General features: G+C 58.5%; 19 protein-coding genes and 1 pseudogene. 4 read left to right on the top strand and 16 right to left on the bottom strand.

Annotated features, from left to right (window positions below; all coding sequences use genetic code 11):
• Positions 1-25 precede the first annotated feature (25 nt).
• Both F8N85_RS03130 and F8N85_RS03135 read left to right on the top strand, forming a co-directional pair.
• Positions 26-280, top strand: coding sequence for a hypothetical protein (locus tag F8N85_RS03130; protein ID WP_150802225.1), 255 nt, complete (start codon positions 26-28; stop codon positions 278-280).
• Positions 281-350: 70 nt separating this feature from the next.
• A pseudogene (locus tag F8N85_RS03135) lies at positions 351-506 on the top strand (beta-ketoacyl-ACP synthase); the annotation flags it as partial.
• A 366-nt stretch (positions 507-872) separates the two neighbouring features.
• Here the strand turns inward: F8N85_RS03135 and F8N85_RS03140 are convergent.
• Entirely contained in the window at positions 873-1256 is a 384-nt protein-coding gene (locus F8N85_RS03140; RefSeq protein WP_150802226.1) for a type II toxin-antitoxin system PemK/MazF family toxin, read from the bottom strand.
• 524 nt (positions 1257-1780) lie between these two features.
• Here F8N85_RS03140 and F8N85_RS03145 point away from each other — a divergent pair.
• Positions 1781-2149, top strand: a complete 369-nt coding sequence (locus F8N85_RS03145) for a DUF6124 family protein (RefSeq protein WP_150802227.1) — start codon at positions 1781-1783, stop codon at positions 2147-2149.
• 47 nt (positions 2150-2196) lie between these two features.
• Here F8N85_RS03145 and F8N85_RS03150 read toward each other — a convergent pair whose 3' ends face one another.
• Positions 2197-3096 carry a LysR family transcriptional regulator gene (locus F8N85_RS03150; RefSeq protein WP_150802228.1) on the bottom strand — a complete coding sequence of 300 codons (900 nt, stop codon included), beginning with the start codon at positions 3094-3096 and terminating at the stop codon, positions 2197-2199.
• Positions 3097-3235: 139 nt separating this feature from the next.
• On the opposite strand from F8N85_RS03150, the gene F8N85_RS03155 reads away from it, so the two are divergent.
• A complete protein-coding gene (locus tag F8N85_RS03155; protein ID WP_412072475.1) occupies positions 3236-4492 on the top strand; it encodes an MFS transporter in 1257 nt (418 codons plus the stop codon).
• A gap of 60 nt (positions 4493-4552) precedes the next feature.
• On the opposite strand, the gene F8N85_RS03160 is transcribed toward F8N85_RS03155, so the two are convergent.
• The 14 genes from F8N85_RS03160 to hemE form a co-directional block, all read right to left on the bottom strand.
• Complete coding sequence (locus tag F8N85_RS03160; RefSeq protein WP_150802230.1) at positions 4553-4900, bottom strand: YgiW/YdeI family stress tolerance OB fold protein; 348 nt, start codon at positions 4898-4900, stop codon at positions 4553-4555.
• Between the two features lie 94 nt (positions 4901-4994).
• Positions 4995-5468 carry a type II secretion system protein GspM gene (gspM, locus tag F8N85_RS03165; RefSeq protein ID WP_191636104.1) on the bottom strand — a complete coding sequence of 158 codons (474 nt, stop codon included), beginning with the start codon at positions 5466-5468 and terminating at the stop codon, positions 4995-4997.
• Positions 5465-6556: a type II secretion system protein GspL gene (gspL, locus tag F8N85_RS03170; RefSeq protein ID WP_150802231.1), complete on the bottom strand. Its 1092-nt coding sequence runs from the start codon at positions 6554-6556 to the stop codon at positions 5465-5467. Before gspL ends, gspM begins: the two co-directional genes overlap by 4 nt.
• Entirely contained in the window at positions 6553-7422 is an 870-nt protein-coding gene (locus F8N85_RS03175) for a type II secretion system protein GspK (protein WP_150802232.1), read from the bottom strand. The genes gspL and F8N85_RS03175 overlap by 4 nt, the downstream gene beginning before the upstream one ends.
• Positions 7419-7967: a type II secretion system protein GspJ gene (locus F8N85_RS03180; RefSeq protein WP_150802233.1), complete on the bottom strand. Its 549-nt coding sequence runs from the start codon at positions 7965-7967 to the stop codon at positions 7419-7421. The genes F8N85_RS03175 and F8N85_RS03180 overlap by 4 nt, the downstream gene beginning before the upstream one ends.
• Positions 7960-8370 (bottom strand): type II secretion system minor pseudopilin GspI, encoded by a 411-nt coding sequence (gene gspI / locus F8N85_RS03185; protein WP_150802234.1) that lies wholly within the window; start codon positions 8368-8370, stop codon positions 7960-7962. The genes F8N85_RS03180 and gspI overlap by 8 nt, the downstream gene beginning before the upstream one ends.
• Positions 8363-8830, bottom strand: a complete 468-nt coding sequence (gene gspH, locus F8N85_RS03190) for a type II secretion system minor pseudopilin GspH (protein ID WP_150802235.1) — start codon at positions 8828-8830, stop codon at positions 8363-8365. The genes gspI and gspH overlap by 8 nt, the downstream gene beginning before the upstream one ends.
• 3 nt (positions 8831-8833) lie before the next feature.
• Positions 8834-9289: a type II secretion system major pseudopilin GspG gene (gspG, locus tag F8N85_RS03195; RefSeq protein WP_150802236.1), complete on the bottom strand. Its 456-nt coding sequence runs from the start codon at positions 9287-9289 to the stop codon at positions 8834-8836.
• A 3-nt stretch (positions 9290-9292) separates the two neighbouring features.
• The gene (gene gspF / locus F8N85_RS03200; RefSeq protein WP_150802237.1) at positions 9293-10504 is read right to left on the bottom strand and encodes a type II secretion system inner membrane protein GspF; all 1212 of its coding nucleotides are present in this window, start codon (positions 10502-10504) and stop codon (positions 9293-9295) included.
• A gap of 3 nt (positions 10505-10507) precedes the next feature.
• Positions 10508-11989 (bottom strand): type II secretion system ATPase GspE, encoded by a 1482-nt coding sequence (gene gspE, locus F8N85_RS03205; RefSeq protein WP_150802238.1) that lies wholly within the window; start codon positions 11987-11989, stop codon positions 10508-10510.
• Positions 11986-13908: a type II secretion system secretin GspD gene (gene gspD / locus F8N85_RS03210; protein ID WP_150802239.1), complete on the bottom strand. Its 1923-nt coding sequence runs from the start codon at positions 13906-13908 to the stop codon at positions 11986-11988. Before gspD ends, gspE begins: the two co-directional genes overlap by 4 nt.
• Positions 13909-14400 carry a type II secretion system protein N gene (locus F8N85_RS03215; RefSeq protein WP_224795619.1) on the bottom strand — a complete coding sequence of 164 codons (492 nt, stop codon included), beginning with the start codon at positions 14398-14400 and terminating at the stop codon, positions 13909-13911.
• 339 nt (positions 14401-14739) lie between these two features.
• On the bottom strand, positions 14740-16218 hold the full coding sequence (gene gbpA / locus F8N85_RS03220; protein WP_412072474.1) for an N-acetylglucosamine-binding protein GbpA: 1479 nt from the start codon (positions 16216-16218) through the stop codon (positions 14740-14742).
• Positions 16219-16683: 465 nt separating this feature from the next.
• Positions 16684-17751, bottom strand: coding sequence for a uroporphyrinogen decarboxylase (gene hemE, locus F8N85_RS03225; RefSeq protein WP_150802240.1), 1068 nt, complete (start codon positions 17749-17751; stop codon positions 16684-16686).
• Positions 17752-17924: the final 173 nt, after the last annotated feature.

Raw genomic sequence — 17924 nt, forward strand, 5'->3', positions numbered from 1 at the left:
TTTTACCAAATGTAGGTTTTTTGTCATGGATCGATACATGCCTGTCACCGGCATCGACTGCACCATCGCATCGTTGCTGATCGACACTGAAGCACCACTGGACGTTTTGCACGAAACCGCCGCCTACCGCATCCGCACCGCTACTCAATTGCTGGAGAGCTTCGCGCTCAGCGAGGGCGTTCACAGTGAGCTAGCGCGGGTGTTAGTGACTTCTTTGCGCGATGGTTGCGATTTGATGGATGTCATTGGTCGACGATTGCAGATGCAGGTTTCGGCGTAGAACAGAAAAACGAGCGACTTCACTGAGGTCGCCGTTTTCATGATGCCGTGATGTACCGCGACCTGTACGCGCCCACACCTTCAACCTCGACGACGTCGACCCGCACTGCGGCAAGCTCGATTACCTGTGCGGCGAATTCCGGCAGATGAGCAACCAGTATGTGATGAACAACACCTTTGCCTTTGGTGGCGTCAACACTTCGCTGGTCTTTCGGCGTTGGCAGTAGCTGACAATTGTGGCGCCTGAGCTGACGCGATCGCGAGCAAGCTCGCTCCCACAGGGTTTTGCAGTGCTCTTGTGGGAGCGGCGGTGCGGCGATCCGACTTGCCCGCGAATGGTTTGAGTCATACAGGGTGATTGGCACCTGAAGAAAAATCTTCGCTGCCCAGAAACGACAAAGGGTGCCTTTCGGCACCCTCATTCACAAACAGGCTGGCTTGTCATCGCTCTACGCCTGCCTGGCTCTGCGATGGCCGGTTACCCAGGATCCTCAGAGTCTCACAAGCCCCTTTCGGGAACGCCGCCAGTATTGCCCGAAACCAAGTAACCGACAACCGGTGGCAAATCGCCCGATAGCTCATGCAATTGGTCTTTACAGCCCAAGGGCGCTACGGACAGCCGCTTTGATAGCGGCAAACTCCTCTGCAGAAAGTTGTGAGATTTCGTAAACACGCTTTCCTTGCCGATCTCTTCGCTTGATCCGGTCCAGCCTGGGAAGACTGACGGTCGCAACCATGTCGCACTTCGCCCAACAAACAGGGCTCCCACCTTGAAGATGGTTTTCAAGTCCCAGATGGTGATCGAGAAAAGACTCTGGAGCTGTGGTACTCAAAGGCACAACCGTCACCAATAGCCTGTTGGTTCTGTGTTTACGTATGACGACAACAGGCCTGACCTTGACCATTTCAGGAACTTCATAGCCCCTGAAATCGCAGATGAGCACGCTGCCTTCCCTTGGTTGGTATTGAAGTGGCATCCATGGCACTCGCCAAAAGAAATCGATTCTGCGCAAGTGTCGAACAAATCACTAAGCCCGACCCGTTACCTGAGATGTCCACTCATCTCGTTAAAGATCAAAAGATCAAAAGATCGCAGCCTGCGGCAGCTCCTACGCCGACCGTGTTCATCTGCGGTATCGCTGGCGCACGCAATCCCCGCAGGCTGCGATCTTTTAAGGCCAGCAAGGCAATTCTCTTTAACTTGCAGGACATTTCCTAGAGAATCTTTGCGCCTTGTGCCTACCAGATCCCGTGGCTAATCTTCGCTCCGTCACTGCAAATCAGTGATCGGGTTTAGCAGTCCGGGTTCAATAGGCGCATAGCGTCCCATACCTCATGGCATGCGTTTTTTAACGCCCCATTTTTATGGTGACTGTGCGCAGGGCACCTTCGGGTGCGCCGGTTTTCCTATTGTCCGGTCTGCTAACCTGCGTACAGCCACCACCCTCTCGTTTAGCAGCGAAAAGTGTTGGCTTCCATGCAGCAATAGGAGCAACACCCCATGGATAAAATCACCCCCGACCCACCCATTCCACCCGTCACCCCTTTAATGGACAACGCCTTCACCCGCGACCTGCTCAAGGACCGCTCCGCGCTGTATCGCGCCCTTGATCACTACCTGCCCGATGCCAACCCAACCTCGCCTGACGCCATGCGCTTCTACAACGTCAGCAAGGATGTGAGCTTCGAAGACTCGCTGCTCTACACCGCCGACTTGCTGCGCTGTGCATCGGTCACCGCTTACGAGTGCGGGGAGCACTTCAAAGGCACCGAGCGCGCCATGGTCTACGCCGTGTGGCACCTGCTGGAGATCGCCAAGGCCATGGTCGACCAGTCCATCGAACACCTGTGGCCGCGCACCCAGCCATAACCAAACGACGCCAGCACCGCCATCAACCTGCTGGTGTTGTAGTCGCTTCAACCGATGGGCTCGGCCTTGCGGGTCAACAACTCGACAAACGCCTTGGCCATCGGTGAGCTTTGATCCTTCCTCTGCACCAGCCATACCGCAGAGATCGCTAGCGGGTCAAGCAGCGGTCGATAGACCACGCCTTCGATGCGCATCTGCCGGTAAGAGGCCGGCAGCACCGACACGCCCAGCCCGGCTGCCACCAACCCGATAATGGTCATCGCCTCGCCGGCTTCTTGTGCAAAGTGCGGGCTGAAGCCGGCATCCCGCGCGAGGCTGAGCAGTTGGGTATACAAGCCGCTGCCATAGCTGCGCGGAAAAAACACAAAAGGCTCAGGGGCCAGCGCCGACAGGTACAGACCCTCTTCGCTGCCGGCCACCAGTGGATGCTTGGAGCTGAGCACCGCTATCAAGGGCTCGCGCATCAATTCGACCACAGTCAACGAATCCGGCAGTGGCAAGGGGCGCATGAGGCCGACCTGGATCGACTGATCCACCAGTGCTTCGGCGACCTGGGTGCTGCTCATTTCCCGCAGGTTCAGGTGCACCGCCGGGAAGCTCTGGCGAAAGGCGAAAATCGCTTGTGGGATATTCGAGTTGAACGGCGCTGACGAGGTGAAGCCAATCTTCAGTTCGCCTAGTTCGCCGAGTTGCGCGCGCCTGGCCACGTCGGCGGCTTTGTCGACCTGCGCCAGCACCAGCCGCGCCTCCTCCAGAAACAGTCGGCCGGCTTCACTCAGCTCGACCCGACGATTGGTCCGCTCGAACAACCGCGCACCCACCTCCTGCTCCAGCGCCTGAATCTGCTGACTCAAGGGTGGCTGGGAGATGCCCAGCACCTGGGCGGCGCGGCCGAAATGCAGTTCTTCGGCGACGGCGATGAAGTAGCGCAGGTGACGCAATTCCATGAAAGCTCCATTAGGTCGTTAAACCTATCAAACAGGTCGAACAATATATTGGATAGAATCATTAGCCAGCTATATGCTTTTTTCATTGCCTGACCGGCTGCGTCCATCCGAGGTCCCCGTGAAAACTGCTGTCGCTCCCCTGACCCACGATTTGCCGCCTGCCGCACAGGATGATGGGGTCGCCGAACTGAATGACATCTACATCGAAAAGGGTACGCCGTCGTTCATGCGAACGGTGCTGGCGCTGTTCTGCGGCGGCTTCGCGACCTTCGCCCTGCTCTACTGCGTGCAACCGATGATGCCGCTATTGTCCCGGGAGTTTTCCATCAACGCGGCGCAGAGCAGCTTGATTCTCTCGGTCGCCACCGGCATGTTGGCCATCGGCCTGTTGATCACCGGACCCATTTCGGACCGTATCGGTCGCAAACCGATGATGGTCGCGGCGCTGTTCGCCGCGGCCCTGTGCACCCTCGCCAGCGCGATGATGCCAACCTGGCAGGGGGTGCTGGTGATGCGCGCGCTGACCGGACTGTCCCTGAGCGGGCTGGCAGCGGTGGCCATGACTTACCTGAGCGAAGAAATCCACCCGCAACACCTCGGCCTGGCAATGGGACTGTACATCGGAGGCAACGCGATTGGCGGTATGTCGGGCCGCTTGATTACCGGTGTGTTGATCGATTTCGTCAGCTGGCATGCGGCGATGCTGGTGATCGGCGGTCTGTCGCTGATCGCCGCGGCGGTGTTCTGGAGAATCCTTCCGGAGTCGCGCAACTTTCGTGCTCGCTCGCTGCACCCGCGCAGCCTGATCGACGGCTTCACCCTGCACTTTCGCGACGCCGGTCTGCCGTGGCTGTTTCTGGAAGGTTTTCTGGTGATGGGGGCCTTCGTCACGCTGTTCAACTACATCGGTTATCGCCTGCTGGCGGCGCCATACCACATGGACCAGGCGTTCGTTGGCCTGCTCTCGGTGGTTTACCTGTCGGGCATTTACAGCTCGGCGAAAGTCGGTGCGCTGGCCGACACATTCGGCCGGCGCAAAATGCTTTGGGGCACTATCGTTTTGATGTTGGCGGGGATTGTCCTGACCATGTTCACCCCCTTGGCACTGGTGCTGATCGGCATGTTGCTGTTCACGTTCGGCTTCTTTGGCGCGCACTCGGTGGCCAGTAGTTGGATCGGTCGCCGGGCGACCAAGGCCAAAGGCCAGGCCTCGTCGCTGTACGTGTTCTGCTACTACGCCGGTTCCAGCATCGCCGGGACCATCGGCGGCGTGTTCTGGCACTACGCGGGCTGGAATGGCATCGGCGCGTTCATTGGCGGGTTGCTGGTGATTGCGTTGCTGGTGGCGTTGAAGCTGGCGAAGTTGCCTACGTTGCCTGGAAGTGTGAAGACCTGAAAAGCAAAGATCCTTAAGACCGCCAAGCGGCCCTGCTGCCAGCTAACTGCGCGCGAGGGCTCAATTGATGACTTCCACCAGGTCGACATCGATTTCGCGGCTCATCAGGCCCTTGTCGACCTCGCCGGTCAGCTTGACCTGGGTATTCTCATTGAAGCCCACCGGCGGCAGATCCTCATCGTCGATCTCGACCGTGATGGTGCCGGTGGCATCCTTGAATTCGTACTTCTCGCCCTTCAACTTCTGGGTCACATGGCCCTGCAGCACCACCGGGGTATCGTCGGGGGCTGCTTGCGCGGCAGCGACGGTAGCCACCGCTGCCGCGCCGGGACCGGTATAACCGGCGGTCGCCAAGGCAGCGGTACTGAACAGTGGGGCCAGCAGCAGAACGAAGTAACGGGTTTTCATGGCAGTGATCCATTTTCGGTTTTGATGGGCTCAGCATAAGCCGCCAGGCTGAATTGAAACTTAAAACAAAACGCCCGGAATAAGCCGGGTGTTGTTATATCGAGGATGCCTGCAACACCATCCGCGCCTCCAATAGCTTGCCGCGCTTCTCCAGGGTCAGCGATTGCAGCGCCGCACCCCCTTGCTCGGTCTTGTCCAGCCAGGCCAACAAGACCAGCGCGTCGCCGCTGACCGTCAGACGCAGCCTGTCGCGCTCTACGTCGAACTGTTGCAGTTCAAGACCCGCAGCGACGGCACTCTCACTGACTTGAGTAGACAGCGGCTGAGTCGTGGTGGCTCGCCCATTGGACGGCTGAACGCGCTGGATTTCCATAGCCAGAGCACGCTGTTGTTGGTACTGCCGCTCGGCCACCAGCAACCGTTGCTGGGCCGGCTGCCAGAGCACACTGAAAGCCAGCACTGCCAGCAGAAACACCCCAAGCCCACTCAACCACTGTCGGTCACGCCGCGACAGGCGACTCCAGGTTTCAATCACCGCCGACGGTAACGCTATGGATTTGCCTATCATGATTGCTCCTCGAGAATCAGCAGCGCCTGTACCCGGTTTTGCTCCTTGCTGGCGCTGCCCAGTTTGATCGGCATACCGCTCTTTTGCCCGCGCTCGCGCAGTTGTTCCAGCTCCGCGAAGCTGCTGGCGGTCAGTTGTATTTTCCAGCCTTCACCAGCCCGAAATTCGATGCGCTGCACCTCGACACTGCTGCCACCGATGACCTGTTCGGTCAGGCTCACCAGACGGGCGATCTGTGTGCTCTGATTGATGCTGCCTTGGCTTTGCAAGGACTTGAGTTGTGCAGCCAGATCAACAATGCGGGTCTGATCCGGATACAAGGTTTTGAAGCGTTGCACACTCTGGGTATTCAGGCGCTGGGCCTCGCGTTCGAAATGATGGCTGCGGGCCTCGGTGAAGCCTAATGACAAGGCAAATAGCGCCGCGCCTGCCAGCATAGCTGTCGACCATGGCCAGCGGCCTCGAACCTGGCGGAACTCACCCTGCAGCAGATTGATCGCCTGAGCTGTGTTCCCAGGCAACAGGTTGTTGTGGCCCTCTTCCAGCCAACAAATATTCTCGGGAAGCAGCGCTTCGAGTGTCACCACGGCCTCTACCGGTACCGCCAGACGAGCGCCCAGCGCCCCACCGAGAACCCATCTACCGAACCACCACGCGGCATACGCCTTATCGCCGGGCAACAGATCCGCGTCGACATGGATAGCTGAGAGCTCAATACCCAGTTCGGCGAGCAGGTCTAGCAGTGCCTTGAAGCGTGCCTTGTGGATAACCAGAACCGCATAGCGTCCCTCCTCATCGCGCTGTCCGGCACACAGGTGCAGCACTTCAAGTTCTTCCCCCAGTTGATCTTCGATGGCAAAGGCGATTGCCTGAACACTAGGCCGGCGCCTTGAAGGCCACTTTCCGGTACGAAACCAGCTACACATTTCCATCGGCAGCAGCAGGTGAATTGCCTGCCCACCTAACGCCTGCGCGGCTTCGGCCAGGGTGATGTGTTGCCGCTCGCCAGACGCTCGCACTATACAACCAGGCCAGTCCAGCGATTGATCGGCCAGACCTTCGGCGGTCAGGTAAAGCCAGGTTTTCATCGGGAAATATCACTTTCAAGCGGGGCCAGGAGGCGTCGTTGCACGATGTTCAACTGGCGACTTTTGAGATCACGTTCAACATCGGTGACCAGCCGCAAGTGGCTTTGTCCAAGAGCGACTTGCACCGTGATGCGAAACCAGCGGCTGCTGACACCCAGGCCATGACTGCTCAGACCCAGCCCGGAGAGCAACGGGTCTTGGGTAAACGCTTGAGCAGAGCGATAGCCTTGTGCCGGTCGCTGGCTGACAAAGGCTTTGGCGATGGACGGCGTCATACCTTCAAGCGTCATCAGCACCAGAGCCGGCGCGGTGTTGATATTCAGACTGGCGTCCGTGGGCAGCAGCGCGATCCAGGGTTGCAGACGCCGGAGTACCTCGCCATCGATACCCGGCAGTAGACGCAGTTGGCTAAGGTCGCTCAAACCGCCCGCAGGGCTCGATGTTTGCATTGCCTCTAGATCCAGAGGGGGGATTTCCAGCTGTGCCAGCAACCGTGACCAACGCTCCAGAGTGACCTGATCGACCTGCCCGCTCTTGAACAAGGTATTGAGGTTGAAGCGTCCGGCCAGGTCTTCGATGCTGACCTGAATCTCGCCGTTTTCCGCCTCGAACGGCGGCTTGGACCGAGCCCATTCCTGCGCCAGGTTGACGGTTTTCTGTTCGTCCAGCTCGGGGTTGCGCAATAGCTGCAAGGCCCAGGCTTCTGCGGCAAACCCCAACTGCCGCGCGTGCATCTGGTGGAGTTGTTGAGCACTGATCTGCAGGACTAGACGATGGCTGCGCAGCATCCCGGCGGTGACCAGCAGTGCCAGGCTCATGATCAACAGCACACTGATCAGCGCCACGCCTCGTTGGCGAATAATCATGAGGCACCGCCCGGCAAAAGCAGCACGCGGCGAATCTGCTCGAAGCGCCCCGTCGACAGCGTGATCTCCAGTGCTTTGGGCCCAGGTGCAGTTTTGGCCAGGCTGACCGGCCAATCATTGCGCCATCCCGTCTTGCTATCGAACAACCGCCAACTCAAGGCACTGACGTTGGTAAGTAGTTTTTGTCGTTGGTGCAACGGCTGCTCGGCACTGCTGCTTTCGCGCCAGAGTGTGCCCTTGTCGAGCCGATAGCTGACGTTCTGCAATTCGCTGCGCGGCTGGTCCAGCGGGTTACGCCAGTTACTGCGTTGCAACTGCAATAGCGTCTGCTTGAGCACGATGGGTTGCGTGTTCACCTGCATGACGTCGCGTTCGATCACGGCGAGCGCGCGCTGCAGACTTCTCAGTTCCCGTTCATGGACAGCGGTGCTGCGTTCGGCGCGAACCACGCCATCGAATAGCCTCCAGCAGGCGAGCCCCAGCAACGCGAAGATCGCCATGGCGATCACCAACTCAAGCAAGGTAAAGCCTTCCTGCCTATTCATTGCGAGCCTGTAGCCAACCGGTGGTGCGATGCACGACCCGATCACTGTCTGAGCGAGTGACGCTGAGTTCGACCTTGAGCAGGCGCGGGTCTGCCGACGACCCGATGGCTTGGTTCAGGATCCAGTCACGTCGGTCGAAGTGTCGTGTCAGCTGCTGGCGACCTTGGGAGGGCGCTGCCTGCAGTTGTAATTCACTCAGTTGATTGTCGGCCAACCAGGCGCCGCAGAGCTGCTCCTCAAGACGGGCATTCTGCTTCAGGGCATATTGGCCGGCGGCCATCACGGCAGCCGCCAGTGTCGCGAAAATAACCAGAGCGATCATGATTTCCAGCAGGGTGAAGCCTCGGTGAACCGTCCTGGGTTTACGCTGCCTTCTACAGGTCTTTCGTTTCTTGCTATTCATCGATCGTCGGCTCGCCTAGTCCGTCACTGGAGATGCTTGACCAACGCTGCTCACCCGTTTCGATGTGCAGCGTGAAGGCACTGGTTTCATCGTTGCTGAGCAGCAACACATGGGGTTGTCCGGGGCGATCCCCGAGCTTCAGCGCTTGCCCCTCCTGTTCCAGTCGCAGTTGCAATCCGGCAGGCAAGCGATAGATCGGTCCGGCTGCGCGCCACTGCAGGCCATCGAGCGTGAACACCTGATATCCATCGGTCTCAAGCCGCACGCCATACTCACGCCCTTCAAGCACTGCCTGCTCGCGGATCTTGTGCAAGAGTTGAATCAAGCCGCTGGCTTCTTGCCGTGCCTCGCGCGCCGGATTGTTACCCGTTGCGAAGCTCACCATACCGAGCAGAACGCCTATCAACAGGATGACCACCATCAGTTCCAACAAAGTGAAACCTTGTGCACGCTTACGCACAAATCAGCCCTGCCAGTTGCCGATATCGGCCGCATGGCCCTCTCCCCCTGGCACACCATCAGACCCAAAAGAGAACAGGTCGTAGCCACCATCCATGGAGTTCACACCGGGATTGAGGTATTGATACGGCGTACCCCATGGATCAATCGGCAGGCTCTTCAAATACCCCTGGTAGTTCCAGTTTCTGGGCACCGGAGTGCCCGGCGGACGCTTGATCAGTGCCTCCAGCCCTTGCTGGGTCGAGGGGTAGTGAAAGTTGTCGAGACGGTACATTTCCAGGCTGGTGGAAATGGCCTGGATATCGGTTTTGGCTGCGGTGACCTTGGCCTGATCGGGGCGACTCATAAACTGCGGGACGACAATGGCGCCGAGCACCCCGATGATGACCACCACGACCATGATTTCGATCAGGGTAAAGCCGCGCTGGGGCCTGGCTGTTTTGTTCTGGACAGGGTGCATGGTTCAATTCACCAGTTGGTTAAGGCTAAGAATCGGCAACAAGATGGCCATGACGATCAGCAGCACAACGCCGCCCATCAGCACCAGCATCATCGGTTCGAACAAACTCACGACCAGTGCAATGCGCGCCGCGAGGGATTTCTCCTGCTGCTCGGCGGCCCGCGCGAGCATGCTGTCGAGCTCGCCCGCGCGTTCACCGCTGGCGATCATGTGCAGCATCATTGGGGGCATATCGCCGCTCAGCTCGAGCCCCCGGGTCAGGGTCCCGCCCTCACGCACCGAGCGCGCGACATCGTGCATGCGCGCGCGAATGGTCAGATTGCCGATCACCGCAGCGGCGATTTCCAGGGCGTCGACCAGTGGCACCGCGCTCTTGCCGAGGATCGCCAGAGTGCTGGCAAACCGCGCCGCCTCCATGGCCCGAAACACTCCGCCCAACAGGGGCGCTTTCAACACCCATGCATGCCAGCGCAATCGCAACGGTGGTTGCTGCAGCGCCCAACGCACCGTCAGGGCAATACCCGATAACAGCGCCAACAACACCAGACCGTGGCTGCGCAGCCCGTTGCTCAGGGCGATCATTGCCTGGGTCAACAGCGGTAACGGCTGACCGCTGTCGACGAAAATTTTCACCACGTCGGGAACCACATAACCGAGCAGGAAACCGACGATCGCCAACGACGCAAATAGCAGGATCATCGGATACACCAACGCCAGCTGGATCCGTTGGCGAGACAATTGACGAGCCTCGGTGTAAGCAGCCAACTGCTCGAGTACATGACCCAGATGACCGGAGCGCTCGCCCGCCGCGATGGTGGCGCAAAACAATTCTGGAAAGGCCCGAGGAAATCCACCCAGCGCCGCTGCCAGCGCATAGCCCTCCATCACTCGAGCCCTGACCGCCGATAGCAGACTGCTGACCTTGCGCTTCTCGCTTTGCGCCGCAACCGCCCGCAAGGCCTCTTCGAGCGGCAGCCCGGCCTGAATCAAGGTGGACAATTGCAACGTCAGCAGCGCCAGTTCGCTGGCACTCAGCCTTGTCATGTTTGCAAAAGCCGCTCCCTCAAGCCTCTGGTTTTTGGTCGCCCGCAACTCGGTCGGCAACAACCCGCGCTCACGTAATAGCTGGCGGGCATGGCGCGGGCTGTCAGCTTCCTGCAATCCTCGACAACGACGACCATTGTTGTCCTGGGCCTGGTATTCGAATGCCGGCATGTCCTAGTCCTCCTGGGTGACCCGCAGCAATTCGTCGAGGCTGGTCAAGCCAGCCAGCACCAACCGCTGACCATCCTGAAACAGACTGCGCGATACCAACCGTGCCTCTCGGGCGAGTTCTTGCTCACTGGCACCCTGGTGAATCAGCGCGGACAAGGCTGGGGTGACGGTGACCAACTCGTAAATCCCGATCCGTCCGCGATAGCCTTGCTGGCATTGGTCACAACCCTGGGCCTTGAACAAGCGCGCAGTTGCTGCGCTGTCCAGCCCAAGTCGCTGGCAAGCAGCAGCGTCGACGGCATAGGGAATCCTGCATTCCAGGCAAAGGGTACGCAGCAGACGTTGGGCCAGCACCCCGACCAGGGATGAGGCCAAAAGATAAGCATCAACGCCCATGTCCACCAGCCGGGTAACCGCGCCGACCGCGCTATTGGTATGCAGGGTCGACAACACCAAATGCCCGGTCAACGAAGCCTGTACCGCGATTTCCGCGGTTTCCCGGTCACGAATTTCACCCACCATCACCACGTCGGGGTCCTGACGCAGAATGGCCCGCAGGCCTCGGGCGAAGGTCATCTCGACCTTCGGGTTGACCGGTGTCTGGCCGATGCCCGGCAAGTGATATTCGATGGGATCTTCGACCGTGAGGATGTTCCGGGTCTGATCGTTGAGGCTGGTCAGCGCCGCATACAGGCTGGTGGTTTTGCCTGACCCGGTCGGCCCCGTCACCAGCAGGATCCCGTGGGGCTTGCCGAGAATCTGCTGAAAGCGCGCCAGGGTGTCGGCAGGCATGCCCAGGCGTTGCAAATCGAGGCGCCCGGCCTGCTTGTCGAGCAGTCGCAGAACCACCCGTTCACCGTGAGCCGAAGGTAAGGTCGAGACCCGTACATCGACCTCATGCCCGGCCAGCCGCAGTGCGATCCGCCCGTCCTGGGGAACCCGTTTCTCGGCGATATCCAGGCGCGCCATGACCTTGATCCGCGACACCAGCAAGTTGGCCAATTCGCGCCTGGGTCTGAGCACTTCGCGCAGCTGGCCATCGACCCGCATGCGCACCGACAGATACTGTTCGAAGGTTTCCAGGTGAACATCTGAAGCCTTCTCCCGCACGGCCTCACTGAGCAGTGCGTTGATCAGCCGGATAATCGGCGCATCGCCTTCCTGCTCGAGCAGGTCTGCGGTCTGCGGAACCTGGTCAGCCAGACTGAGCAAATCGAGCTCATCATCCAGCCCTTGGGCGACTTGTTCGGCCGCACTCTGGCCTTCGCTGTAGCAATTTGCCAGCCGCGTCGCGAACCGTGCCGGATCAAGCACCTGAACGGGCAAGTCACGTCCGCTCAGACGCCGGGCTTCCGCCAGGGCGCTTAACGGCGTATCGGCACGAACCGACAGGCTCAATGCCTCGCCCGTCCCTTCCAATAGCACCCCGAAACGCCGGGCGAAGCCAAATGGCAGTTGCTCGCAAAACGTCCCCTGCCAAGTCATGGCGCACCCGATTGCGGCTTGCGCAGGTCGATGGATTGCGTGTCAGTGGGTCCATCGAACAGTTGGTGTGGGTCGCGGGGCAGTAGCAGCGAATTGTTCTGGCGGGCCGTTGGCTGACTGAGATCCCGTAAGGCGTTGTACCGATCCTGGCTGACCTCGGCGAGATCCTGTTTGCTGCGCACAATCGTCGGACGCAGAAAGACCATCAGGTTGCTTTTGGTCTGGGTGTCCTTGGTCCAGCGGAACAGTGCGCCGAGATAAGGAATACTGCGTAGTAACGGGACGCCACTTTCCTGGGTGCGAACGCTGTCCTTGATCAGGCCGCCGATGACGATAATTTCGCCATCGCTGGCAAGAATCGTGCTTTTCAACGCACGTTTGTTGGTAATCAAATCCGAGGAGTCCACCCCCGACACCGAGGGTGCGATGTCCGAAACCTCCTGCTCGACCTCAAGGCGCAGGGTGTCGCCATCATTGATGTGCGGCCTGATTTTCAGGCTGATCCCGACATCCTTGCGTTCTACCGTGGTGAAAGGGTTATCCGCACCGTTGCTATTGGTGGCATAGGAACCGGTCTTGAACGGCACGTTCTGACCCACGATGATTTCCGCCTCCTGGTTGTCCAGGGTCAGCAGGCTCGGGGTGGACAGCAAATTACTGCGGCTATTGCTGGCCAAGGCGGAAATCAAGGCACCGAAGCGGTCGCTGCCCAGGCTGAGCAGCGCGCCTTCGGGAGCGGGATTTTTTTCATCAAACTTCAATCCTCCGGGAATCGGAATTCCCGTTCCGGGAAAGTTGATCAGACCTTTGGCATCTCCAGTGCTGACGCCCCATTGAACCCCCAGCGCCTCGACGATATCGCCGGAAATCTCCACGATAGCGGCGTGGATCAAGACTTGGGCACGAGGCTGATCCAGCTGTCGGATGATGTTCTCGAGCGTCCGGACCTGGGCCGGCTCTGCAATCAACACTAATGCATTCTGACTTTCATCAGCCTTGACCATGACCTGAGTAACGGGAGTGGCATCTTTCGAATTGCCAAGGACAGTGTCCTGCTTCAACCCTTGCCCCATGGCGTCGAGCACCTCGGCCAACTGCTTGGCATCGCTGTGTCGCAGGCGGATCACCCGGGCATTATCCAGCTTGGCTGCCGCCGGGACATCCAGCGAGAGGGCCAGGCTGGTCAGCCGCTGGCGCACGGCCTGAGTACCGATGATCAGCAGACGGTTCGCACGTGTGTCGGCAATCACCAGACTACCTGCGTCCGACCCCGGTTTGCCCAGGGACGGTTCCATCACCTTGGCGATATCGGCAGCCAGGCCATGGCGCAACGCCACAATGGAATGGGTGTTTTTTGCCCCGGAGTCCAGTTTGCCAACCACCTGCCCGATGCGCCGGACATTGCTGGCCGTGTCGGTAACCACCAGGGCATTGGCTGAAACCGATGGACCTACATAACCGTTGGCCGAAACCAACGGGCGCACCAGGCCTGCAAGGTCGGCGGCGCTGCTTGAGTTGAGTTCTATCACCTCGGTGACGAACTGCGCCGCAGGAGAGCTTTGAACATCCCCATTGCCGGCTCGCGTCTTGGCTTCCGTCACCGGCGTCACCAGTATCCGGTCACCTTGATCGATCACGGTGAAACTATGAGCATCGAGCACCGAATAGAACAGTCGACGAACCCCTTCGCGATCCAGAGCTTGTTTCGACATCACGGTGATACGGCCCTGGACTCGAGGGTCGAGGATCACTGTCGTACCGAGAATCGACGACATTTCTGCCACGACATCCCGCAGTTCGGCGTTATTCATTGCCAACTGCCATTGCTGCTCTTCGGCCAGCGCCGAACCTTGAATCAGCAACGTCGCCAACGCCATGATGCGCAACGTTGAGTGCACGCCAAATCTGAAACCGTTCATTCAATCACTCTGACGCAGATCGGCAGTCGGCCGAAGATGAATGGGAGAAAGTGCAGGGGCCGGGTTCTGGTCTCCCGCTTCGAGCGCCCGCAAGGCCCGCTCGCCAGTCAGCTGCAGAGGCAACAACTCCTCACGGCCCTTGCGCCAGAGCACTACCTGGGTAACTTCCACACGGCGCAGGACGCTGCCACCGGGCAAGTTTTCGCCCACCTGGTAAATGCGCTCACCATCAGCGCCCGCCAACAACGCCCTTGACTCACCGGTACTGGAAACAAAACTCGCACGCAGTGTCAGCGGCTCGGCACTGCGCACCAATGCGCTCTGCGCGGCCAGACCCAGGACTGTCGCAATCGCACCGGGATTCAGTTGAGGTGGAGCATCCACAATAGGTATGTGTGGAGCCGCACGTTCTTGTTGTACCGCGAGGGCGTCGCGCAGGGCCCACTCCCGCCAGCTCAACGACACTCCGTAACCCAACGGTAGAACCAGCAAACCGATTCTGAGCAGGATTGGCCAATGTGCCGATATGGCTGTTGCTGAAAACTTCAAACTCTAGTCACATCAATGATGTTCTTCTGGCTGGCTGAGGTGTGCAAAGACATACGATCAAGAATGCTCTGCCCTGAGATTTCATGTTGGATGACGGCTGTTATATGCAAGACGATCAAGAGCGCGAGCAAACATACAAATCCACAAATGAACAGCTGTAGACAGGACGATAAAATCAATAAAAAAATAGAGCTTTAAAAAATGAAAAATACAAAGTCGACGCCATCCACGGACTCCGGACAATCATCTGTCAATGACTGCCCGGCGCGTTGCTAGATCCGCTTATTTTTTATCCCAGGCCATATGCCAGTGACTACCGACACCCGGTTCAAACTGATTGGCAGATGGGCTGTATTGTATGCAGTAACCGGAGCTAGGAAATGGCTTGCACTCATAGACCAAACCATCTTTAGGCTGCAGCACTTTAGTCCCTGCCGTGTAACTGCCAAAATTTTCCGGGAATACAAAGTCATGATCCCCTCCGCCGCCTTCACCGGTCATCTCGGTTTCCTCGAAGGCTTGCCGAGTGGTGCGACCATCTTCGGTGGTCCCCACCAGTTTCACACCGTGTTTACCCGGTTCGGTGCGCACATCGACGTTCAGCCAGACATTACTCTGCGCAGCCACGAGTTGCCGGGTGAACCCCACTTCCTTGTTGTTGGCATCGAAGATGGTTGCTTCGATGTTCATCGTTCGGTTGTTCACCACGGGGAAGGAGACTTTTGCGATGCCTTTTTCCAGTTTGTATTCAACACCCAGGCCACCGAAATTCATCCGCGCGCCAGTGTCCTCTTGCATTTCCAACGCCAGCTCGAAACGGGTCACACCGCTCTCTTTTTTGGCAAACAAATTGTTCGTGCCTTTTACTGGCCCGATAGCGCCTTGCTCATCACGGACGCCTGCTCGCACCAGCGTCTGGGTTTTATTGACTTGCTCCGCCAATTTGAATGCCCAGTTCTGCGGCTTGCCTTCTTCTGCGCTGTCGATGGAAATTTCGACACTGTATTGCGTGCTCTCGGTACTGCCGGTAAAGGCGCGCGCCTTGACCTTGTCGCCAACCAACAAGGTTTGCGTCGGGGCAATGGTACCGACATTGCTCCAGCCGTCCGGTGGAACGCCTTCGGCAGTGATATTGACATCCACCACGTCGTGAAAGGCTGCTGCGGTGTCATCAACGGTCCACATAGCTAAAACCACATGCTGACCGGTCTTGCCTTCAGGAATGATGCACTCATGCTTTTTGGAGGCGGGGCCGTGGCCACCTGCGGGACCATCGATGGGCACCTGACCATTGCCCTGTACTTCACAGAAGGGTGAACTCTCGAAGGAAGAACGGCTGAGCGCCTGATTAGGATTCCAACCGGTTTTGGTAATGAAATACTCCCATTTGGTGCTCTTATGGGCTGCAGTGTAAAACCAATCGAACTGTACGCTGCGGTCTTTGATTTCGGTCAAGTACCAGCGGTTTGCAGACTGAATATCCAAAGCCGCGAAGTCCCCCCGGGTACCACCACTGGCAATCTGACCGTCTGCGGGACCATACAGCGGGAACCCCTTGGGCGCTTCACCCACGCTTTGCGGCTCGTATTCCGCAGCACCGCAATCCTTGTTGAGCTTTTGTTTACAAGCAAATGCACGCGACGGTGGATCGTTCAAGTAACCGTGAGCGGCGGCATTCTGCGATGCCAACACTGCTGCCAACAGGGTTAACGAGGAAGCACACCCCGTTAATGCACCCATTTTAGAAATAATTTTTTTCACTTCTTTACTCCCAGGCTGATTATTGTCTCGACAGCGATTCAAGCCGCTCTTCCATCCGTATTACCCCGCAAAAAAACGGATACGAGATCAAAACTTAATAAAACTCCATATAACAAAGACACCCGAAAGCCAGACAGCAGACAACCCTAAAGCTGTCGAACTTACTTACAAGTACGCGAAGCATTGTTTTGAAGTTGGATATGCTGCGATATTGTACAGAGGTAATTTTTCTTCTATGTAGGACTTATCCTGCGCTAACGAAGACATTGTCTGCAGGCGAAAAATCGGACAGAAAAGGCAATGCATTCTTACAAAAATACATCTTAAGCCTGAGGAGTTTTTTGGTGATTGCACTACTGGTAGCGTTGCAGTTGACGTAGGAGCTGCCGCAGGCTGCGATCTTTTGATCTTTGCAATACTAAAACGCCCGGCTTATGCCGGGCGTTTTTTATCATTGCAGCGCTGTTACTCGTGATACTGCGCCGACAACTCATGCACCGCGCGCATGAAGGCGCCAGCGTGTTCCGGGTCGACTTCCGGGGTGATGCCGTGGCCGAGGTTGAACACGTGGCCGCTGCCTTTGCCGTAGCTGGCAAGGATGCGACCGACTTCGGTGCGGATAGCTTCCGGTTTAGCGTAAAGCACGGTCGGGTCCATGTTGCCTTGCAGCGCAACTTTGCTACCGACGCGCCGGCGGGCTTCGCCGATGTCACAGGTCCAGTCCAGGCCCAGTGCATCAGCGCCAGCGTCGGCGATGCTTTCCAGCCACAGGCCGCCGTTTTTGGTGAAGAGGATCACCGGTACTTTGCGGCCTTCGTGTTCGCGGATCAGGCCGCTGACGATTTTGCGCATGTAGGCCAGGGAAAACTCCTGGTACGCCGCCGCCGAGAGGTTGCCGCCCCAGGTGTCGAAGATCTGCACGGCCTGGGCGCCAGCCATGATCTGGCCGTTGAGGTAGGAGGTGACGGACTGTGCCAGCTTGTCGAGCAGCAGGTGCATGGCTTGCGGGTTGTCGTAGAGCATGGCCTTGGTCTTGCGGAAGTCTTTCGACGAGCCGCCTTCGACCATGTAGGTGGCCAGGGTCCACGGGCTGCCGGAGAAGCCGATCAGTGGCACGCGGCCGTTCAGCTCGCGGCGGATGGTGCTGACGGCGTCCATGACGTAGCCGAGATCTTTGTGCGGATCAGGGATCGGCAGGGCTTCGATGTCGGCCAGGGTGCTGATGACTTTCTTGAAGCGCGGGCCTTCGCCGGTTTCGAAGTACAGGCCCAGGCCCATGGCATCGGGGATGGTCAGGATGTCGGAGAAGAGGATCGCCGCATCCAGCTCTGGATAGCGGTCCAGCGGCTGCAGGGTGACTTCGCAGGCGAACTCCGGGTTCATGCACAGGCTCATGAAGTCACCGGCCTTGGCGCGGCTGGCGCGGTACTCAGGCAGGTAGCGACCGGCCTGACGCATCATCCACACCGGGGTGACGTCTACGGGTTGCTTGAGCAGGGCACGAAGGAAACGGTCGTTCTTCAGGGCAGTCATGTCGGCATCCGGAAAAAAAGTGCGGGCATTTTCTCAGAGCTGGACGCAAAAGGCACGGTAAGAGCCGCGCCTTTTGTCTATCGGGTCAATTTGTCGCGGGGGAATGCGGTCTTTCCGGCACTGCAAACCAATGTGGGAGCGAGCTTGCTCGCGATGAGGGCTTCACATTCAAC

The organism is Pseudomonas fluorescens (assembly GCF_902497875.1).
GTDB classification, from domain to species: Bacteria; Pseudomonadota; Gammaproteobacteria; order Pseudomonadales; family Pseudomonadaceae; genus Aquipseudomonas; species Aquipseudomonas fluorescens_BR.

Bases quoted from the DNA above. Each gene is read 5' to 3' on its own strand.
- F8N85_RS03130 (WP_150802225.1), top strand. From the start codon at position 26: ATGGATCGATACATGCCTGTCACCGGCATCGACTGCACCATCGCATCG.
- F8N85_RS03140 (WP_150802226.1), bottom strand. From the start codon at position 1,256: ATGCCACTTCAATACCAACCAAGGGAAGGCAGCGTGCTCATCTGCGAT.
- F8N85_RS03145 (WP_150802227.1), top strand. From the start codon at position 1,781: ATGGATAAAATCACCCCCGACCCACCCATTCCACCCGTCACCCCTTTA.
- F8N85_RS03150 (WP_150802228.1), bottom strand. From the start codon at position 3,096: ATGGAATTGCGTCACCTGCGCTACTTCATCGCCGTCGCCGAAGAACTG.
- F8N85_RS03160 (WP_150802230.1), bottom strand. From the start codon at position 4,900: ATGAAAACCCGTTACTTCGTTCTGCTGCTGGCCCCACTGTTCAGTACC.
- gspM (WP_191636104.1), bottom strand. From the start codon at position 5,468: ATGATAGGCAAATCCATAGCGTTACCGTCGGCGGTGATTGAAACCTGG.
- gspL (WP_150802231.1), bottom strand. From the start codon at position 6,556: ATGAAAACCTGGCTTTACCTGACCGCCGAAGGTCTGGCCGATCAATCG.
- F8N85_RS03175 (WP_150802232.1), bottom strand. From the start codon at position 7,422: ATGATTATTCGCCAACGAGGCGTGGCGCTGATCAGTGTGCTGTTGATC.
- F8N85_RS03180 (WP_150802233.1), bottom strand. From the start codon at position 7,967: ATGAATAGGCAGGAAGGCTTTACCTTGCTTGAGTTGGTGATCGCCATG.
- gspI (WP_150802234.1), bottom strand. From the start codon at position 8,370: ATGAATAGCAAGAAACGAAAGACCTGTAGAAGGCAGCGTAAACCCAGG.
- gspG (WP_150802236.1), bottom strand. From the start codon at position 9,289: ATGCACCCTGTCCAGAACAAAACAGCCAGGCCCCAGCGCGGCTTTACC.
- gspF (WP_150802237.1), bottom strand. From the start codon at position 10,504: ATGCCGGCATTCGAATACCAGGCCCAGGACAACAATGGTCGTCGTTGT.
- gspE (WP_150802238.1), bottom strand. From the start codon at position 11,989: ATGACTTGGCAGGGGACGTTTTGCGAGCAACTGCCATTTGGCTTCGCC.
- gspD (WP_150802239.1), bottom strand. From the start codon at position 13,908: ATGAACGGTTTCAGATTTGGCGTGCACTCAACGTTGCGCATCATGGCG.
- hemE (WP_150802240.1), bottom strand. From the start codon at position 17,751: ATGACTGCCCTGAAGAACGACCGTTTCCTTCGTGCCCTGCTCAAGCAA.